Source organism: Clostridium amylolyticum (assembly GCF_900142075.1).
Classification (GTDB): Bacteria; Bacillota; Clostridia; order Clostridiales; family Clostridiaceae; genus Clostridium_AA; species Clostridium_AA amylolyticum.
This window is the reverse complement of sequence record NZ_FQZO01000007.1, coordinates 1-18,552: the sequence shown is the minus strand read 5'-3', so window position 1 is coordinate 18,552 and position 18,552 is coordinate 1. Positions and strand designations below refer to the sequence as shown.

Sequence of the window (18,552 nt, the reverse complement as noted above, 5' to 3'; positions counted from 1 at the left end):
GGAATTTCATGTAATATTTATATACTGGTATTAATAACCTAAGGAGGGGAATTTATTGAAGGTACTAGAAGTAAAAGACGTATATAAAAGTCTTGGAAGAAGAGAAATCATTAAAGGAATAAGTTTTGATGTAGAGGAAGGGGAAATTTTTGGATTCCTTGGACCAAACGGAGCAGGTAAGACCACCACTATAAGGATGATGGTGGGGCTTATAGGTGCAAACAAAGGAACTATATCTATAATGGGCAATGATATTGCAAAGGACAAAGAAAAGGCCTTAGCAAATGTAGGGGCTGTAGTAGAAAATCCAGAGCTATATTCATATCTTTCTGGAAGAGAAAACTTAATGCAAATTGCAAGAATAAGAAATATACCTAAAGAAGAAGTAGAAAAGGTTATAAGGCTTGTAGGCATGGAGCAGAGAATAAATGATAAGGTAAAAAAGTATTCTTTAGGCATGAAACAAAGACTTGGACTTGCAGCAGCACTTTTGCCTAATCCTAGGTTATTAATATTGGACGAGCCTACTAATGGATTAGATCCTTCTGGAATCCTAGATTTTAGAAATATAGTAAAAAAAGCTTCTAGAGAAAGAGGAACTGCGGTGTTTGTTTCCTCACATATTTTAAGCGAAGTTCAACAGGTTTGTGATAAGGTAGCCTTTATAAGTGGAGGAGTAATTCAAGCAGTAGAGAGTATAGTGGATGGAGTTAATACTGAAACTGATACTATAACACTTATTACTAAGGAAATAAGCAAAACAATAGATATCATGCATGAATTAGAACTAGTTAAGGATGTAAAGGTAGACAATCAAGAAATCACCGCCTTAATAAGTAAAGATTCCTCACCACAGCTTATTGTAGAATTAGTGAAGGCCGGTATAGAAATAGAAGAGATATTTAAGAAACATAAAGGTGTAGAACAAAGATACATGGAGCTGGTGGAAGGAGGTATAAGATAATGCTGACACTTATAAATAATGAATTTAAAAAGCTTATACGAAGAAAGAAAACTTATGTGGTATTATTAGGCTTTGCTGCTATTATGGCTTTATTGGTTTTTGGTAAATACAAAGATACCCAAAACTATGAAAAATGGAATAAGCCGGAGTTTAAACTGGAGCAGCTTAAAGGCAGTTCTGCACATATGAAAGTTAGATTAGAAGAGGTAGAAAAACTTATTGCTAATAGTACTAATGAAGGAGAAAAAGCAAAACTTCTTAAGGAAAAAGAATCATATGAGAGAAATATGCAGGGGTTAAGTGAATCTATAAAGCGTTTGGAAGAGTCCGTTAAAAACGGAGTGAAGGTGGACTGGAAAGTAGAGTTAGACGATAGAATTAAGAATATGGAAAGATTTATTGAAGAAGATAATAACACACCGGATAGATATAGGGTTCAACAACAAAGAGAACTGAATAATCTAAAAACCTTAAGAGATAAGGGTATAAAACCTTTAAGTGGTTCAGAATTTGAAGGATTTAGTTTTCTAGTATTTTCTCTAAGAGATGTGATCTTCTTACTTATTCCCCTTCTTATAGTGGTTTTAGTATCTGATATGGTTTCTGGTGAATGTACACCTCCCACCCTTAAATTCCTTCTTACTCAACCGCTTAAAAGAGGAAAGGTCTTGGCAGCTAAATTTATAACAAGCGTAATAGCCTCCATAGTTATAATCTTTTCCGTACAGCTTATATCCTTCCTAGTAGTAGGGCTTATAGGAAGCTTTGGAAGTGCAGATTATCCTATGCAATATGGTACAAAGTATTTATTTGACATGACTAAGCTAGATGAAATGAATAATCCTACATTAGTTGAGGTTGTGGGCAGTACAAAGACTATTGCCATGTCCACTTATATATTTAAGATGTTCCTTATAGAAGGTTTATTTATATTAACAACTTGTGCTTTTGGATTTATGCTGTCCGTATTATTTAAGAGTTCTATGATTTCTATGGTAGTATCATCGGTAAGTGTATTTGGATTAACTATTTTCTCCTTAATAGGATCTAGAATGAAGTCCATAGCTTCTGTTATGCAGAACATATTTTTAAGCTATGGAAGTATTCCAAACCTTATGGATGGTAATTATGTAACAAGTTATAACAATTTGGCCTTTACATTAGAGAGAGGCTTAATAGTAATGGTTATTTGGACCGTAGTTAGTTATATAATAGCTCATTTCGTATTTACTAAGCGAGATATATTAATATAATCTAAGAGTATATAAGAATAGTAATAAATTTATCATAAATTCTACTGGTAAGATTATATTTAGTTTTATCCCACAGTTTAATGCTGTGGGATATTTTTATGCAGATATTTTTTTATATAAAGTGTTTATGTTTTATAAACAATAAATATTGTAATTTGTCACAAATTATTATGCTATACTATATATATAATCACAAAAAAATAGTGTATTATATATATATAATAGTATATTCTTAGAAGTTATGGAGGAATAATATGTTTGTTAGCTCAGATCCCAATGAGGAACAGGTAATGAAAAATTTAAAGTATCTAAAGCTTTTAGCAGAAAGATATCCTACTATTTGTGATGCCAGCACAGAAATAATAAACCTTCAAGCCATATTAAATTTACCTAAGGGTACTGAACATTTTTTAACAGATATTCATGGTGAATACGAGGCTTTTGTTCATGTGCTTAAAAATGCATCAGGAGTTATTAAACGAAAGATAGAAGATCGTTTTGGTAATTATCTAAGTCAAAAAGAGATTAAAAAGCTAGCTTCATTAATTTATTATCCAGAGCAAAAACTGGAGATAATACAAAGGGAACAGGAAAACATAAATGATTGGTACAAGATAACCTTGTACAGACTTATTGAAATTTGTAGGGTTTGCTCTACAAAGTATACTAGATCAAAGGTGAGAAAAGCTCTTCCTAAAGATTTTGCTTATATTATAGAGGAGCTTTTACATGAAAAACGTGATATATACAACAAACAGGAATATTATGATGAAATAATAAATTCCATCATAAGCATAGATAGGGCAAGAGAATTTATAATAGCCTTGTCCAACCTTATTCAGCGATTTGTTATAGACAGGCTCCATATAATAGGAGATATATATGACAGAGGTCCCGGTGCTCATATAATATTGGATAAGCTTATTAAATATCACTCTGTGGATGTTCAGTGGGGAAATCATGATATTTTATGGATGGGAGCAGCGGCAGGCTCTATGGTTTGTACTGCCAATGTTCTAAGGATATCTTCCAGGTATGGAAATCTTGAAACCATTGAAGAGGGTTATGGCATTAATCTTCTCCCTCTAGCTACTTTTGCCATGGAAGCTTATAGGAATGATCCTTGTGAGGAATTTTTACCTATTATAGATGAAGAAAACTGCTATAACCTTAAAGAACAACAGCTTATAGCAAAGATGCATAAAGCAATTTCTATTATACAGTTTAAACTAGAAGGAGAAATAATAAAAAGAAGACCAGAGTTTGAAATGGCTCATAGGTTACTTTTAAATGGAATAGATTTAAAGGATGGGAAAGTAACAGTAGAAGGGAAAGCTTATAATCTTAGAGATAAGAGCTTCCCTACAATAAATCCTGAGAAACCCTACGAACTTTCACCAGAAGAGAAGGAAGTTATAGAAAAGCTTCAGTCCTCTTTCTTTAACAGTGAAAAATTAAAAAAGCATGTGGAATTTTTATTTTCTAAAGGCAGCATGTACCTTACTTATAATACAAATCTCCTTTTTCATGCTTGTATACCTCTAGAAGCTGATGGAAGTTTTTCAGAGTTTAAAGTATCAGGTAAAAACTTAAAAGGAAAAGATTTATTGGATGAATTAGAAAGAGCAGCAAGGGAGGGCTATTACAGCAAAAACAAGGAAAAGAAGCTTTATGGGTTAGATATATTATGGTACCTTTGGACAGGCAAACACTCTCCCCTATTTGGTAAGGAAAAGATGACTACCTTTGAAAGATATTTTATTGAGGATAAAGCTACTCATAAAGAGCCTAAAAACCCTTATTATAAATATAGAGATAGTGAGGAATGCTGCATTAAAATCTTAGAAGAATTTGGACTTATATGCCAGGAAGCCCACATAATAAATGGCCATATGCCAGTGGAAAGCAAAAAAGGAGAAAGTCCCATTAAAGCAAAAGGAAAGCTTTTAGTGATAGACGGAGGTTTTTCTAAAGCTTATCAGAAAAAAACTGGACTAGCTGGTTATACATTGATATATAATTCTTTTGGACTCCAGCTTGTATGCCACGAACCTTTTAAATCCACAGAAGCAGCCATTAAAGAAGAAACAGATATAAGATCCACTATCATAGTGCTAGAAAAAAATGTGGAGCGCAAAACCGTGGGAGATACCGACGTAGGTGAAGAGCTAAAAAATCAAATAAGAGAGCTAAAGCTACTGCTATCAGCATACCGATCAGGAATCATAAAGGAAAAATAAGGAAAAAAACCAGGCTCGTGACAGGAGAATGATTGAGTACTCAATTATTCACTTGTCACGGGCCTGGCACTTAGGGTAAAATATAATTAAAATAGCGCTAGGGGGGGTATAAGTGGAAAAGAGAAAGGATTATATATCTTGGGATGAATATTTTATGGGCATAGCACTTTTATCTGCTAAAAGGAGCAAAGATCCTAGAACTCAGGTAGGGGCCTGCATAGTTAACTCTAAAAATAAAATAGTAGGGGTAGGTTATAACGGACTTCCCTTAGGATGTTCTGACGAAGAATTTCCCTGGGAATGTGATGGTGATTTTTTAGGAACTAAATATCCTTTTGTATGCCATGCTGAGCTAAATGCTATTTTAAATAACATAGGTATAGACTTAGAGGGCTGCAGAATATACACTGCACTGTTTCCTTGCAATGAATGCGCAAAAGCTATTATTCAAGCTGGAATAAAAGAAGTAATTTATCTTTCAGATAAATATTCTCACACAGACATAGTTAAAGCCTCAAAGCTTATGATGAGCAAAGCCGGGGTAAATATGAGAAAATTGAAGCCAGAAGTGGATGGAATAACAGTATCTTTTCATGAAGAAGAAGTGTAGAAGTTAATTGAGAATTTAGAATTTAAAATGAAAGAAAGTTTTTTTTGAAAAAAGTCAGAAAAACTTTTAAATTAAATGATCAATAATCAATTATCATTGACCATTTAATAATATTGATAATTATATAAATAAATACCTTGACAGTTAAGTTTTATTTGATAGAATTATTATTATAAATTAATATGTATGATGAAGAAGAAGAGTAACCTTATTGCTTTTTAAGAGAGATGATGGCTGGTGAAAATCATTAAAGTGGTAAGATGAAGGGAGCTTCTGAGTGCAAGGTAGTTAGAAAGATGGGCTTTAGCCAAAAAGGGTGGAACCGCGGATTATTTTCGTCCCTTTGAGGTAGGGCTTTTTTTATTTTCAAAATTTTAATTTTTATATAAAAATCAATGATTTTAGAATCATAATTAAAGGAGGAAGTATTATGGCAGTGGAAAAAACCATGGAAAAGATAGTGGCTTTATGTAAAAATAGAGGCTTTGTATTCCCAGGATCAGAAATATACGGAGGTCTTGCAAACTCTTGGGACTATGGTCCATTAGGAGTAGAGTTTAAGAATAATGTAAAAAAAGCTTGGTGGAAAAAATTCGTGCAAGAAAGTCCTTATAATGTGGGGGTAGATTGTGCTATATTAATGAATACTGAGGTTTGGGTAGCGTCTGGCCACGTGGGGGGATTCTCAGATCCTCTAATGGATTGTAAAGAGTGTAAAGCTAGATTTAGAGCAGATAAATTAGTAGAGGATCATATGACTGCAAATGGAGCAGAAGTAGCTTCAGCAGATGGCTGGAGCAATGAAGAACTTAAAAATTATATTGGTGAGAATAATATAAGCTGTCCAAAATGCGGTAAAAAGAACTTTACAGATATAAGAAAGTTCAATCTTATGTTTAAAACCTTCCAAGGGGTAACAGAAGATGCTAAGTCAGAACTTTTCTTAAGACCAGAAACAGCACAAGGAATATTTGTTAACTTTAAGAATGTTCAAAGAACTTCAAGAAAAAAGGTTCCTTTTGGAATAGCACAAATAGGTAAATCTTTTAGAAATGAAATCACTCCTGGTAACTTTACTTTTAGAACTAGAGAATTTGAGCAAATGGAACTGGAATTCTTCTGTAAACCAGGTACTGACTTAGAGTGGTTTAAATACTGGAAGGATTATAGCTGGAACTTCCTATTAAACCTTGGAATGACCAGTGAAAATTTAAGGTTGAGAGATCATAGCGCTGAAGAATTATCCTTCTATTCCAATGCTACATCAGATATAGAGTTCTTATTCCCCTTTGGTTGGGGTGAACTGTGGGGCATAGCAGATAGAACTGACTATGACCTTAAGCAGCATGCTAATCATTCGGGTCAAGATATGTCATATTTAGATCCAACTACCAATGAAAGGTATGTTCCATATTGCATAGAACCATCTCTGGGAGCAGATAGAATAGCTTTGGCATTCCTATGTGAGGCCTATGATGAAGAAGAATTAGAAGGCGGGGATGTAAGAACAGTAATGAGACTTCATCCTGCACTAGCGCCATTTAAAGCAGCGGTGCTTCCACTTTCTAAGAAGCTTTCTGAAAAAGCATTAGAAGTTTATGATAACTTGAAAAAGAACTTCAATGTAGAATATGATGAAGCAGGTTCCATAGGAAAGAGATACAGAAGACAAGATGAGATAGGAACTCCTTTCTGTATAACTATAGATTTTGATACTCTAGAAGATAACTGTGTTACCTTAAGAGATAGAGATTCCATGAATCAAGTAAGACTAAGCATTGATGAACTTGAAAATTATATAAAAGAGAAAATGGAATTTTAATCCAAGAAAGGGCGATTACCTTCGCCCTTTTTATGATATAATATATAAGAAAAGGAACTAGGAGGTAAAAGTATGTGGCTGGTATATACTACTATATTAATATCATTTTTGCTTGGTTCATTCCCTACTGGATATATACTTGTTAAAAAGTATTGCGGTTTTGATATAAGAACTAAAGGTAGTGGCAATATTGGCTCTACCAACGTAAAAAGGGTAGCGGGATCCAAATTAGCATATAAAACTCAAGCAGTAGATATTTTAAAAGGCGTAATCCCTATGTTAGCGGCTACTTATATTGCTAATAATTATAATTTGCCTATAGATAAAAATGCTTATCTTTCTCTTACAGCCACAGCCGCCATATTAGGCCATAACTATACTCCTTTTTTAAAGTTTCATGGAGGTAAGGGAGTTAATACTACTTTAGGAACATTTATATTTATAGCACCAATTCCTGTATTGGTAGGAATAATTTTGCACTTATCCTTAAAAAAGATTTTTCCAGTGGTGGCAGTAAGATCAATAATTCTTGGAGCTTCTATTGCAATCACAGCTATAATTCTTAAACTTCCTACGCCTATAATATATGCTTGTATTTTTTCAGCCATAGTAATGGTATTAAGACATAGAAAAAATATAATTGAACTATTAAATAAAAATAAATAAAATAATCCCATTAAGCACAGCTATCATGGGAAAGTTAATTGAACAAGCTAATGAGAGTTATTCTAGTTAGCTTGTTTTTTTCTAAATATGCTATAATTACAATGACTTTTAAATAAATAACTGGAAGGAGAGGTGGGGTTATGGAAAATGAAAAAAATTCATATATGTATAAAAAGTTTCATTTTGATAACGTTTTTTGGGATGTACCTAAAAAATATGATTCCATAATTCTATATCAAGTGGGAGATGTAAGCTGTCAATCGGGATATAAATGTGAAGAACATAAACAAATATGCTATGAAATAAGCTATATAGAGAGTGGAAAAGGATATTTTTATACCAATGGAAAGAGATATGATGTAAAGCAAGGGAATATATTTATAAATCTTCCAGGAGAAATGCACAAAATTGAAGCAGACAAGATAGATCCTTTCAGGTATCTTTATATAGGATTTATATTTAATAATGACATAGGCTTGGAAGATGAGATGAATCATATTAAAAAAATGATGGACAACACTTCTGTGGTTCCTTTAAAGGAAGATAGAGTTAAAATAAGCCAACCGTTTTTTTCATTGTTATCGGAAATAAAGGATATAAATGAATACTCTCATGTAATGACAAAATCTTATATTTATCAAATAATAATTTTAATGTATAGAAATTATTTTTCTAATTGGGAATATGAATATGAATTTCAAGAGGATATGGGTACTGCAAAAAGCATGATTTATAATGTAATAAACTATATTGATAACAATCTAACTAGAATAGTGGAATTAAAAGATATTTCAGAGGCCTTAGGATATAGTTATCCATACCTATCACATACATTTTCAGAAGAAACAGGATTGACACTTCATGGTTATTATGCTCAAAAAAGACTACAGAAAGCTATGGAATTTTTAATTGAAGGTAAAAAAAGTATAACACAAATTGCCTATGCATTAAATTTTCAATCTATACACTCCTTTAGTAGAACCTTTAAAAAAGAAATAGGTGTATCCCCTAGTGAATATCAAAAGCTTCATGAATATAATAAAAATATTTAAATTATTTTAGAGGACATAAAGAATATTATTATATTCTACAACTTACATTGCAAACAGAAAATATATAAAAATGTTAAATAACATCTAAACTGTAGTCAAAGGCAAAAGAATTTTATAGCTTTATAATAACCTTAAATGTAATAAAAGTAGTGGAGGGATAATAATGAATAAAATTAAGGTTGGTATCATAGGAACAGGAAGTATAAGTAATTTTCACACCACATCCTATCAAGCTTTGGATAACGTTGAAATAGTGGCAGTGTGTGATATAAATAAAGAAAGGGTAGAAGAGTATTCAAAAAAGTACAATATACCTAAGGTTTTTACAGATTATAATGAAATGTTAAAGATGGAGGAAATAGATGCCGTAAGCGTAACCACTTGGAATAATGGTCATGGTCCTATAGCCATAGCAGCATTAAATGCAGGGAAGCATGTGCTTTGTGAAAAGCCTTTAGCTTTAAATGCTAAAGAAGCTGAAGATATGGTAGAGGCAGCAAAGAAAAACAATAAGCTGCTTATGGTGGGGTTTGTAAGAAGATTTGGAGAAAATACTAAGATAGTAAAAGAGGCTATAGACAATGGAGAACTTGGCAATATATATTATGCTAAAACAGGATGTATAAGAAGATGGGGAAATCCTGGAGGATGGTTTTCAGATAAATCAAGGTCTGGCGGCGGCCCAGTTATAGATTTAGGGGTTCACATGATAGACCTAGTTAGATACCTTACAGGAAAGCCTAAAGCGGTTTCTGTTACTGCTTCTACTTTTAATCATCTTGGAATGATGCCGGAGATTAAAGGTATAAATAAGTATTATTCCGCAGATTACAGCACCTTTAACGATGTGGAGGATTGTGCTACAGCCTTAATTAAATTTGACAATGGATTAACTTTATTCTTCGAGACAAGCTGGGTGCTGCATACAAAGAAAGATGAGTTATATCTAAATGTATTTGGTGATAAAGCAGGAGCACAAATGGAGCCTGCCGTTGAGTTTTACAAAAGCAAAAACAACTATTTTACTGATGCAGCGCCAGTGGTAGATCCTGCAAAGTTTTCCTTTGAATATAACTTCCAAGAGGAAATAAAGCATTTTATAGATTGTGTGGCCAATGGAACTCCATGCCTAAATCCTGGGGAAGATGGAGTAGAGCTTATGAAGATATTAGATGCTATATATGAGTCGTCAAAAACAGGACATGAAGTGATAATAAAATAGGAGGAATATACCATGAATCTTTCTGTGAGTATATGGAGCGTGCATAAGGAAGTTAAAGAAGGCAGAATGAGCAATATAGATTTTATAAAGTTTTGCCATGAGCATAAGGTCAATAACGTAGAATTAATCGATTTTTTTATAAAAGATGAAGAACTTGATGTAATTAAAAACACTTTAGCAGAGCTTAATATGAATATATCCTCTTTCTCCATTGGAAATGATTTTGTTGAAAGAGATGCATCTATGAGAGAGAGGCAAATTGAATACATGAAGACTTCTATAGACAAAGCTTCTAAAGTTGGAGCTAAATATATGAGAGTATTTAGCGGTAATGTAAAAGAAGGCATTGAATATGAAGAAGGAAAGGCTTGGATTAAAGAGTGCTTTAAGGAAGTGGTACCTTATGCGAAAGAGAAGGGCGTAATAATGGTTTTGGAAAATCATGGACTTTTCATGGGTAAGAGTGGGCAAGTTAAAGAACTTTTAGAAAAAATAAACTCACCTTATCTTAAGGCAAATCCAGATGTGGGAAATTTTCTTTTAGCTAATGAAAACTCTTATGATGCTGTAGTAAATTTAAAGGATCTTATATCTTTTGTACACTTTAAGGATTTTCAAGAGGTAGGAAGAGATGAGTATGGATATGAAGCCTTAGATGGGAGGAAATATATGGGTACAGTACTAGGTGAAGGCGAAGTGCCTATGGAGAAAATAGTTAGGTATTTAAAAGAAATAGGATATAAAGGCTATCTTTCCATAGAGTTCGAAGGACCTGGAGATCAAAAGGAAGGCACTGTAAAATCCATAGAGTTTTCTAAAAAAATCCTGGAAAATATATTGTAAATATTTAAGGAGGCTGGGCATGTATAACAATAAGATTGGAGTAATGGTTGACTCTTTTAGACTGGATATATATGAAGGCATAAAAAAGGCTAAAGAAGTGGGAGCCCAAGGTATACAAATATATGCTGTAAGCGGATTTATGGATCCGGACAACTTAAGTAAGGAAAAAAGAAAAGAGATATTAGATTATATAACCTCTAATGGTTTGGAAGTATCTGCTATTTGCGGAGACTTAGGTGGACATGGCTTTAGCGTAGCTTCAGATAATCCTTATAAGATTGAAAAGTCTAAGAAGATAATGGAACTGGCTAAGGACTTAAACTCTAAGGTGGTAACTACTCATATAGGGGTAATACCAGAAGATACTGAAAGTGAAAAATATAAGGTTATGCAAGCTGCCTGCGAAGAACTAGGTAAGTTTGCAGACTCCTTAGGATGCTACTTTGCCATAGAAACTGGTCCTGAAAAGGCAGAAACCTTAAAGAAATTTTTAGATAGCTTAGACTCTAACGGAGTAAGGGTGAATTATGATCCAGCTAACTTTGTAATGGTTACAGGAGATGATCCTGTAAAAGGAGTGTACACCTTAAAGGACTATATAGTTCATACTCATGCCAAGGACGGAATTATGAAAAAGCAGGTTAATCCTGAAGTTATATACCACTATTTTGCAGAAGGCGGTATAGAGGATATGAGATTAGAAGATTATTTCATTGAAACTCCTCTAGGACAAGGAAAAGTTGACTTTAATAACTACATTAAAGCTCTTGAAGATATAGGTTTTAATGGATATTTAACCATAGAGAGAGAAGTGGGAGATAGTCCTGAAAAAGATATAAGAGAAGCTGTAGTATTTTTGAGTAAACTCCTTAATAATTAAATATAACTTTAAAAAATTCAGATTTTTTTAATCTGAATTTTTTCTTTAGAGGCTTTGTGGAGATAACATGTTATAATAATGTCATATGATATAAAAGGGGGGGCTATTATGGCAAGAAGAATAAGGGTGAAGCCAGGAAAAGGTGAATCCATGGCAGGATTTTTAGGGGGATTAGTTTTTATAGGAATAGGAATATTTATGGCTATACCTACCTTTGGGGTATTTGGCATATTTTGGACTTTAATTGCAGTGGTTATTACTGGGGTAAATGCATATAATGTTTTTAGTGATAAAGGTGTGACTTCTTGGGAAGCTAATATTGATGAAGATATTATTGAAACTCATAAGGAAAAAGAATCCTTAGATTTTGACGAGAAAATTAGAAAGCTTCACAAACTAAGAGAAGAGGGCTTAATATCAGAAGAAGATTTTCAAATTAAGAAAAAAGAAATTTTGAATGAAAAATGGTAATTTAAATATTAAAAGTTACCAATAAATATATAAAAGCATAAAGGCTATAGAGGAAAGCTCTATAGCCTTTATGACTAAGTGTAAGTGTGTAATTGTAAGGTTTGTAAGTGTAAGAGTCTACTTATCTATTTAAATTTACTTTATAGCTTCGTTATATAATCTGTTAACTTCATCCCAGTTAACAACGTTCCACCAGTTAGTTACATATTCTGGTCTCTTATTTTGGTATTTTAGATAGTAAGCATGCTCCCAAACATCAAGTCCAAGTACTGGAATTAATCCTTCGGATATAGGATTGTTTTGATTTGGAGTTGACATTACTTCTAATTCTCCTTGAGTAGTAACTACTAACCAAGCCCAACCGCTTCCGAATCTTGTAGCAGCTGCTTTAGCAAATACATCTTTGAAGTTTTCAAAGCTTCCAAACTTCTTATTAATAGCTTCTTCTAAGTTGGCAGAAGGTTTTCCACTACCATTAGGAGTCATCATATCCCAGAATAAACTGTGGTTATAGTGTCCACCGCCATTGTTGATAACTGCTTGTTTTATATCTTCTGGTAAAGCGTCTAAGTTAGTCAATAATTCTTTAACATCCTTATCTGCAAACTCAGGATATTTTTCCAATGCTGCATTTAAATTGTTAATGTAAGTTTGATGATGCTTTGTATGGTGTATTGTCATAGTTAATCCATCTACATAAGGTTCTAATGCATTATAATCATATTTTAATTGTGGTAATTCATGTTTCATATTTATAACCTCCATATTTAAGTACATTTATCTTTATTAATTATTTATTATTTTCTTTATGTTTATATTATAGCCTAATTGAAAATAATAATCAATATTAAATAATAAAAGAATTGTAAATACCTAGTAAACTAATTGATACTTAAGGAGTAAAAATTGACAATTAACCCTTTAGTTTGTATATCTTAACAATTTACCATATTCAAAAGTTTATTTCTAATATAAAATAAAGGTATGTTAAATCCATTAGTGATATTGCAAATAGATTAAATATAAAGGGGGAGTTTAAATGTTTGTGAATCTAAATAAAAGACTTGAAGAGGTTTTAAAAAAGAATAGAGAATTAGATAGACTTCAAGGTAAATTAGAAAACCTAAAGATAAATATAAATAAAAAGCAAAATATTCTACACTCTTTGGAAGAAAATATGATTAAGGAATTAAAAGATGTAGACAAGTTGCAGAAGCTTAGTGTTAGTTCATTACTATACATGTTAATGTTTAAAAAAGATGAGATGCTCTATAAAGAGCAAAAAGAATATATAGAAGCAAAGTCCAAGGTAGAAGAATGTACTAAGGAATTAAATATATTAATAGAGGAAAAAGAGTACGTTGAGGGAGAAATAACAAAATTAGGAGATGTAGAAAAAGAATATCAGGAAATCTTTAGAGAAAAAGAAGATTTTATTAAAAGCAATTTACCAGAAGATAATAAAAGAATAATAGAGTTATCTGAGGAGATTTCTATTAATAAATCTGAAGCTAAAGAATTAAGAGAAGCGATAAATGAGGGTGATAACCTGCTTAATGCCATAGAAAACCTCATGGAATCCTTAAATGGTGCAAGAAATTGGGGTACCGTGGACATGCTAGGAGGTGGATTACTTTCTACACACTTAAAGCATCAACATATAGACGAAGCAAGAGACTATATGAGTGAAGTGAAAAGATATCTAGGAAGATTTCAAAGAGAATTGAAAGATGTATACAGTGAAGAAGGTTTAGATATAAATATAGGAAGCTTCGCAACCTTTGCAGACTACTTCTTTGATAGCTTCTTTGTGGATTGGTACATCCAATCCAGCATAAAGGAAGCCCTAAGCAATACCTCTACCTTAAAGGATAGAATAGAAGATATAATAAAAGACCTGAAAAACGCATTAAGAAGGTCCGAAAACGCCTTGGAAAACTTAAAAAAAGAGAGAATAGGATATATTGAAAATTTAGAAGTGGGAATTTGAAGAGGGGATTTTTAATTTAGAATTTAGAATTAAGGAAGTTTTTCTGAGAAAGTATCAGAAAAACCTAAATTTAATTTAAAGAAAAAAACAGGAAACCTTACGGATTCCTGTTTTTTTTGATTTACTTAAACTCCTAAGGAGTTTAATACTAAATTCTTTAAAATTCCGATAGGAATTTTTACCTCAAGTCTAATTCTAAATTTTAAATTCTACATTCTAAATTGCTTTTCCATCCTCTTTAAGCCTTCTTCTAAAATTAATCTTGGGCAAGCTATATTTATACGTTGAAAGTTTTCTCCGGATTTTCCGAACATATAGCCATCGTTTAATGCAACTTTAGCTTTATCTATAAGTATATGATTAAGTTCTTTTCTAGGAATATTTAAAGCTGTAAAGTCTAACCAGGCTAGATAAGTGCCTTGAGGTTTTATCACTTTAATTTCAGGAATATTTTCTTTAAAGAAATTAATCATATATTCTAGGTTACCTTCAATATATTCCATAACTTCTTGAAGCCAATTTTCTCCATTCTCATAGGCAGCTTGTACGCCTACAATACCAAAGGGGGTAGCCGTTTGGATATGCTGTTTATTTATGATGTCATTAAACTTATCTCTTAAAGTTTCATTAGGAATAATAATGTTAGGACATTGTAAGCCAGCAAGATTAAAGGTTTTAGTTGGAGCTGTACATACAACTGAATTATTAGCAAACTCTTCAGAAATAGAGGAATATGGAATATGATTATGGCCCTTATATGTCAAATCACCATGGATTTCATCGGAAATCACAAGGATGTTGTGTTTCAAACAAATTCTCCCTAGGTTTTCAAGTTCTTCTTTTGTCCAAACTCTTCCCACAGGATTATGAGGGTTACATAATATTAAAAGTTTTACCTTATCATCTATACAAGCTTCTAGACTTTCAAAGTCCATAAGATAATTGTCATCTTGAAGTCTTAATTCATTAATAACTGGAATCCTATCGTTAAGCTTTATACTTTCCTTAAAAGGATGATAAACAGGTTCTTGAATTATAATTTTATCTCCTGCTTCAGTTAAGCTTTGTATTAACCAATTAATTGCAGGTACTACTCCAGGAGTATATACAATCCAATCCTTTTCTATATTCCATTTATGCTTTTTTGAAAACCAATTAATAATGGAATGGTAATATCTATCATCCAGTATGGAATAACCATATACAGGATGCTTAGCTCTTTCTATTAAGGCTTCGGTAACTTCATCAGGGGCAGGAAAATCCATATCTGCTACCCAAAGAGGTATAAGATCATCCTTACCAAAAAAAATATTTAGGGCATCCCATTTAACACTATTAGTGCCCTTCCTGTTTATAACTCTATCTAAGTCTCTCATTCCTTAAAATCCCCTTTCACTGATATGAGCAATTTAGTACATATTAATTATATATCAATATTAGTATAGAAATTATAAATAAATTATGAAGCCGAGAGAAAGTCAAGTGCCAGGAACTTGACTTTAATTTAGAATTGAGAATTGCAACTATTATTCCATAATAGTTGCTATGGTGTTATAATTATTGGAGAGAAGGCAAAGATTTTAATATATAAAATATTTAATGTAAGATATATGGAGGCCAAGTAATGAAAAGAGATTTTAGTGAATTTAAAGAGTTTATAAAGGGGAAGAAGACAGCGGTGGTAGGCATTGGAGTAAGTAATATACCTCTTATAAACTTTCTTATAAAACTTGGAGCTGAGGTTACTGCTTTTGATAAGAAGACGGAAGAAATGCTTGGTAACACTGCAGTAGATTTAAAAAATAGAAATATAAAATTAGAATTAGGGGAAGGGTATTTAGATAAGCTTCATGGCTTTGAAGTAATATTTAAGAGCCCATCCATGAGAATAGACAGCCCTGCCTTTACAAAAGCTAGAGCAGAGGGGGCTTATATTACTTCTGAAATGGAGGAGTTTGTTAGATACTGCCCAGCTAAAATATTTGGAATAACAGGTAGTGATGGTAAAACCACTACAACTTCCATTGTATATAATCTTTTAAAGGAACAAGGGTATAACACTTGGGTGGGAGGAAATATTGGAAACCCACTATTCTCAAATATTGAAGAAATGAAAGAAGATCACAAGGTGGTATTAGAGCTATCAAGCTTTCAGCTTATGACTATGGACTCGCCTATAGATGTAGCTATAGTTACTAATATTACTCCTAATCATTTAGATATGCATAAGGGTATGGAAGAATATATAGACTCTAAGAAAAATATTTTTAAATATCAAAAGGAAGATGGATTGCTTATATTAAACAGAGAAAATGATATAACTTATTCCTTCTTTAATGAAGCTAAGGGAAAAGCAGAATTATTTAGCTCAAAAAGGATAATTGAAAATGGTGCCTACTATAATGAAGGTAAACTTTATCTAAAGGAAAAAGAAGTATGTAGCAAAGATGATATAGTTATAAAAGGTATGCACAATGTAGAAAATTATCTAGCTGCATTTTTAGCGGTACAAAATGAAGTAACCATACATACTATGAAAAAGGTAGCCATGAGTTTTAAAGGGGTGTATCATAGAAACGAATTGGTAAGAGAATTTAAAGGTGTAAGATATTATAATGATTCTATAGGTTCAAGCCCTACTAGAACCCTTGCTACCATATCTGTTTTTGACAAGCCTGTTATTTTAATTGCAGGAGGTTATGATAAGAATATTCCTTTTGAGCCTTTAGCTGAAAAAGGTTATGACAAGATTAAAGCTTTAGTACTTTTAGGAGTGACAAAAGATAAAATAAAGAAGGTATTTGATGAAGTAATAGATGAGAGAAATTTACACCTACCTATATATATGGTAGATACTCTTGAAAATGCAGTAATAAAATGCAGAGAAATAGCTGAAGAGGGCGATAATGTGGTATTATCTCCAGCTTGTGCAAGTTTTGATATGTTTCCTAATTTTGAAGTAAGAGGAGAAAAGTTTAGAGAATTAGTAAATAACTTTTAGATTAAAAGCAGTAAATAAATTCTACAAATTTATTTACTGCTTTTTATATTTATATGGGATTATACATTATCTTAATTTTTATAATTTATGAATTTAATAGAGTTTAAATCATACTTACTTTTATAAAATAGTTTATCTTTAATTACATAAAAATTATTTATTCCCTCATCAAGAATAAGTTTAGAGCTAGAATCTTGAATACTATAGCTATATAATTTGTTCATGTCTTTTTTATTTATATAAAAGATAGAATTTTCATTAAATAATATGGATTCAAATCTGCCATCGGATACTTTCTTTCTATCTTTTCCATTGGGCAGTATGCTGTAAAGTTTATAGTCATCTAAAGTATTACTATAGTAAATCACATCATTGGAAAGAGTAAAACTTTCTACGGTATCATCAGTAATTTTAGTATTCTCAGTTCCATCCGTCTTAATAGAATAAAGCTTCCAATTATCTGAAGCATTTTGATATATTACCCAGCCTCCCACTACAATATATTTTTCACATTTATCTAAGGTGATTTTAGTTCTATTTTCACCATTAATATCTACCCTATAAAGTTTATTATTGTCAGATTTATTAATATAATATATACCGCTGGAATGCATGGCTATATCTTTGCAGCTATCGCTACTTAAAAGTGTTTCACCTTGGTTATTGTGTTTATAGAGTTTGTCATTGTCTTTAAAATTACAATAATATAAGTCTCCTTGTATAGAACAGATAGTAAATGAAGAATTCTCGTTAAGTTTTAATGCTTTTGATAAATCTATAGACTTTCCAGTTAGCTGAGATAGAGGAATATTGTATAGTTTATTATTATCTACCCAGTTTGAAAAATATAAATCTTCATTTATAGCAGCAAAAGGGGAAGAGGGTAAAGATTTTTCACCAGTAATTGCAGGAGGAGTAAAAACTTCAGAACTATAAGTGGAGGTTCCTCCATTAGTTTTAATGTTAGAGCCTTTATTATACTCAGTAGAATTAGATACATTACTAGTATTTGTATCTTTTTTAAAAAAAGTATCTATCTTTCCACAACCAGAAAAAATTATGCAGGGTATTAAAATAACAGCAATTATTTTTTTGTTCAAATTATCACCTCATATAATATAGTTGTCGAATATTTATAAAAAAAGTTTAGAGTTTATAAGGAAGATAATCCCTTATAATAGTATAGATAAGTTGAAAAATTAAATAATATAATAAAAACTCTACCTGGTGTATCAATGTATAATTTACTTAGGAAATTAACGAATTTAGAAGATATAAAAGAATAACTTTTTATAATAACAAACCTAGCTAAATTACTATAAGTTTAAAAATGATACTATAATATCCGTCGCCAAGATGCGATGGAATTTTAGAAGAAAATCAACAGCTAAAAATAATATAAAAAAGTTGTTGACATGTAAACTCTAAAATGTTACTATAATCAAGCGGTGAGGGAAAAGCCGCACTGGTCTTTGAAAATTGAACAGAGGAAACAAAGTTTAAATAATTATGTAACCAGCAATTCTTTTGAATTAAAG

At 31.8% G+C, this 18,552-nt stretch carries 16 protein-coding genes and 1 other annotated feature; of the genes, 13 read left to right on the top strand and 3 right to left on the bottom strand.

The annotated features are described in order from the left end of the window. The first annotated feature begins 55 nt into the window (after positions 1-55). The 11 genes from BUA82_RS14945 (at position 56) to BUA82_RS14895 (ending at position 12,023) form a co-directional block, all read left to right on the top strand. Complete coding sequence (locus tag BUA82_RS14945; RefSeq protein WP_073009978.1) at positions 56-964, top strand: ABC transporter ATP-binding protein; 909 nt, start codon at positions 56-58, stop codon at positions 962-964. Continuing rightward, a complete protein-coding gene (locus BUA82_RS14940) occupies positions 964-2,217 on the top strand; it encodes an ABC transporter permease subunit (protein WP_073009975.1) in 1,254 nt (417 codons plus the stop codon). The genes BUA82_RS14945 and BUA82_RS14940 overlap by 1 nt, the downstream gene beginning before the upstream one ends. Before the next feature lie 254 nt (positions 2,218-2,471). Beyond that, complete coding sequence (locus BUA82_RS14935; protein WP_073009972.1) at positions 2,472-4,457, top strand: fructose-1,6-bisphosphatase; 1,986 nt, start codon at positions 2,472-2,474, stop codon at positions 4,455-4,457. 112 nt (positions 4,458-4,569) lie between these two features. Beyond that, positions 4,570-5,067: a deoxycytidylate deaminase gene (locus BUA82_RS14930; protein WP_073009969.1), complete on the top strand. Its 498-nt coding sequence runs from the start codon at positions 4,570-4,572 to the stop codon at positions 5,065-5,067. 180 nt (positions 5,068-5,247) lie between these two features. Then, positions 5,248-5,413, top strand: a binding site (T-box leader). 84 nt (positions 5,414-5,497) lie between these two features. Then, positions 5,498-6,889: a glycine--tRNA ligase gene (locus tag BUA82_RS14925; protein ID WP_073009966.1), complete on the top strand. Its 1,392-nt coding sequence runs from the start codon at positions 5,498-5,500 to the stop codon at positions 6,887-6,889. Between the two features lie 72 nt (positions 6,890-6,961). Then, entirely contained in the window at positions 6,962-7,555 is a 594-nt protein-coding gene (locus BUA82_RS14920) for a glycerol-3-phosphate acyltransferase (protein ID WP_073009963.1), read from the top strand. A 140-nt stretch (positions 7,556-7,695) separates the two neighbouring features. Next, positions 7,696-8,607 carry an AraC family transcriptional regulator gene (locus BUA82_RS14915; RefSeq protein WP_073009960.1) on the top strand — a complete coding sequence of 304 codons (912 nt, stop codon included), beginning with the start codon at positions 7,696-7,698 and terminating at the stop codon, positions 8,605-8,607. A gap of 163 nt (positions 8,608-8,770) precedes the next feature. After that, the gene (locus BUA82_RS14910; protein WP_073009957.1) at positions 8,771-9,829 is read left to right on the top strand and encodes a Gfo/Idh/MocA family protein; all 1,059 of its coding nucleotides are present in this window, start codon (positions 8,771-8,773) and stop codon (positions 9,827-9,829) included. A gap of 12 nt (positions 9,830-9,841) precedes the next feature. Then, positions 9,842-10,672, top strand: coding sequence for a sugar phosphate isomerase/epimerase family protein (locus BUA82_RS14905; RefSeq protein WP_073009954.1), 831 nt, complete (start codon positions 9,842-9,844; stop codon positions 10,670-10,672). 19 nt (positions 10,673-10,691) lie between these two features. Next, the gene (locus BUA82_RS14900) at positions 10,692-11,552 is read left to right on the top strand and encodes a sugar phosphate isomerase/epimerase family protein (RefSeq protein WP_073009952.1); all 861 of its coding nucleotides are present in this window, start codon (positions 10,692-10,694) and stop codon (positions 11,550-11,552) included. A 108-nt stretch (positions 11,553-11,660) separates the two neighbouring features. Then, positions 11,661-12,023, top strand: a complete 363-nt coding sequence (locus BUA82_RS14895; RefSeq protein WP_073009950.1) for an SHOCT domain-containing protein — start codon at positions 11,661-11,663, stop codon at positions 12,021-12,023. A 135-nt stretch (positions 12,024-12,158) separates the two neighbouring features. On the opposite strand, the gene BUA82_RS14890 is transcribed toward BUA82_RS14895, so the two are convergent. Beyond that, positions 12,159-12,773, bottom strand: coding sequence for a superoxide dismutase (locus BUA82_RS14890; RefSeq protein WP_073009948.1), 615 nt, complete (start codon positions 12,771-12,773; stop codon positions 12,159-12,161). Between the two features lie 289 nt (positions 12,774-13,062). Here BUA82_RS14890 and BUA82_RS14885 point away from each other — a divergent pair, with 289 nt between their 5' ends. Beyond that, the gene (locus tag BUA82_RS14885; RefSeq protein ID WP_073009946.1) at positions 13,063-14,013 is read left to right on the top strand and encodes a hypothetical protein; all 951 of its coding nucleotides are present in this window, start codon (positions 13,063-13,065) and stop codon (positions 14,011-14,013) included. A 209-nt stretch (positions 14,014-14,222) separates the two neighbouring features. Here the strand turns inward: BUA82_RS14885 and BUA82_RS14880 are convergent, their stop codons facing one another. Continuing rightward, positions 14,223-15,389, bottom strand: coding sequence for a MalY/PatB family protein (locus BUA82_RS14880; RefSeq protein WP_073009944.1), 1,167 nt, complete (start codon positions 15,387-15,389; stop codon positions 14,223-14,225). A gap of 248 nt (positions 15,390-15,637) precedes the next feature. Here BUA82_RS14880 and murD point away from each other — a divergent pair, with 248 nt between their 5' ends. Beyond that, positions 15,638-17,014: a UDP-N-acetylmuramoyl-L-alanine--D-glutamate ligase gene (gene murD, locus BUA82_RS14875; RefSeq protein WP_073009942.1), complete on the top strand. Its 1,377-nt coding sequence runs from the start codon at positions 15,638-15,640 to the stop codon at positions 17,012-17,014. Between the two features lie 71 nt (positions 17,015-17,085). On the opposite strand, the gene BUA82_RS14870 is transcribed toward murD, so the two are convergent. After that, positions 17,086-18,114, bottom strand: coding sequence for a DUF5050 domain-containing protein (locus BUA82_RS14870; protein WP_073009940.1), 1,029 nt, complete (start codon positions 18,112-18,114; stop codon positions 17,086-17,088). Positions 18,115-18,552 lie beyond the last annotated feature (438 nt).

Excerpts from the sequence above, each read along its gene's own strand:
- murD (WP_073009942.1), top strand. The coding sequence starts at position 15,638 with ATGAAAAGAGATTTTAGTGAATTTAAAGAGTTTATAAAGGGGAAGAAG.
- BUA82_RS14895 (WP_073009950.1), top strand. The coding sequence starts at position 11,661 with ATGGCAAGAAGAATAAGGGTGAAGCCAGGAAAAGGTGAATCCATGGCA.
- BUA82_RS14890 (WP_073009948.1), bottom strand. The coding sequence starts at position 12,773 with ATGAAACATGAATTACCACAATTAAAATATGATTATAATGCATTAGAA.
- BUA82_RS14935 (WP_073009972.1), top strand. The coding sequence starts at position 2,472 with ATGTTTGTTAGCTCAGATCCCAATGAGGAACAGGTAATGAAAAATTTA.
- BUA82_RS14880 (WP_073009944.1), bottom strand. The coding sequence starts at position 15,389 with ATGAGAGACTTAGATAGAGTTATAAACAGGAAGGGCACTAATAGTGTT.
- BUA82_RS14885 (WP_073009946.1), top strand. The coding sequence starts at position 13,063 with ATGTTTGTGAATCTAAATAAAAGACTTGAAGAGGTTTTAAAAAAGAAT.
- BUA82_RS14900 (WP_073009952.1), top strand. The coding sequence starts at position 10,692 with ATGTATAACAATAAGATTGGAGTAATGGTTGACTCTTTTAGACTGGAT.
- BUA82_RS14915 (WP_073009960.1), top strand. The coding sequence starts at position 7,696 with ATGGAAAATGAAAAAAATTCATATATGTATAAAAAGTTTCATTTTGAT.
- BUA82_RS14910 (WP_073009957.1), top strand. The coding sequence starts at position 8,771 with ATGAATAAAATTAAGGTTGGTATCATAGGAACAGGAAGTATAAGTAAT.
- BUA82_RS14940 (WP_073009975.1), top strand. The coding sequence starts at position 964 with ATGCTGACACTTATAAATAATGAATTTAAAAAGCTTATACGAAGAAAG.
- BUA82_RS14925 (WP_073009966.1), top strand. The coding sequence starts at position 5,498 with ATGGCAGTGGAAAAAACCATGGAAAAGATAGTGGCTTTATGTAAAAAT.
- BUA82_RS14905 (WP_073009954.1), top strand. The coding sequence starts at position 9,842 with ATGAATCTTTCTGTGAGTATATGGAGCGTGCATAAGGAAGTTAAAGAA.
- BUA82_RS14920 (WP_073009963.1), top strand. The coding sequence starts at position 6,962 with ATGTGGCTGGTATATACTACTATATTAATATCATTTTTGCTTGGTTCA.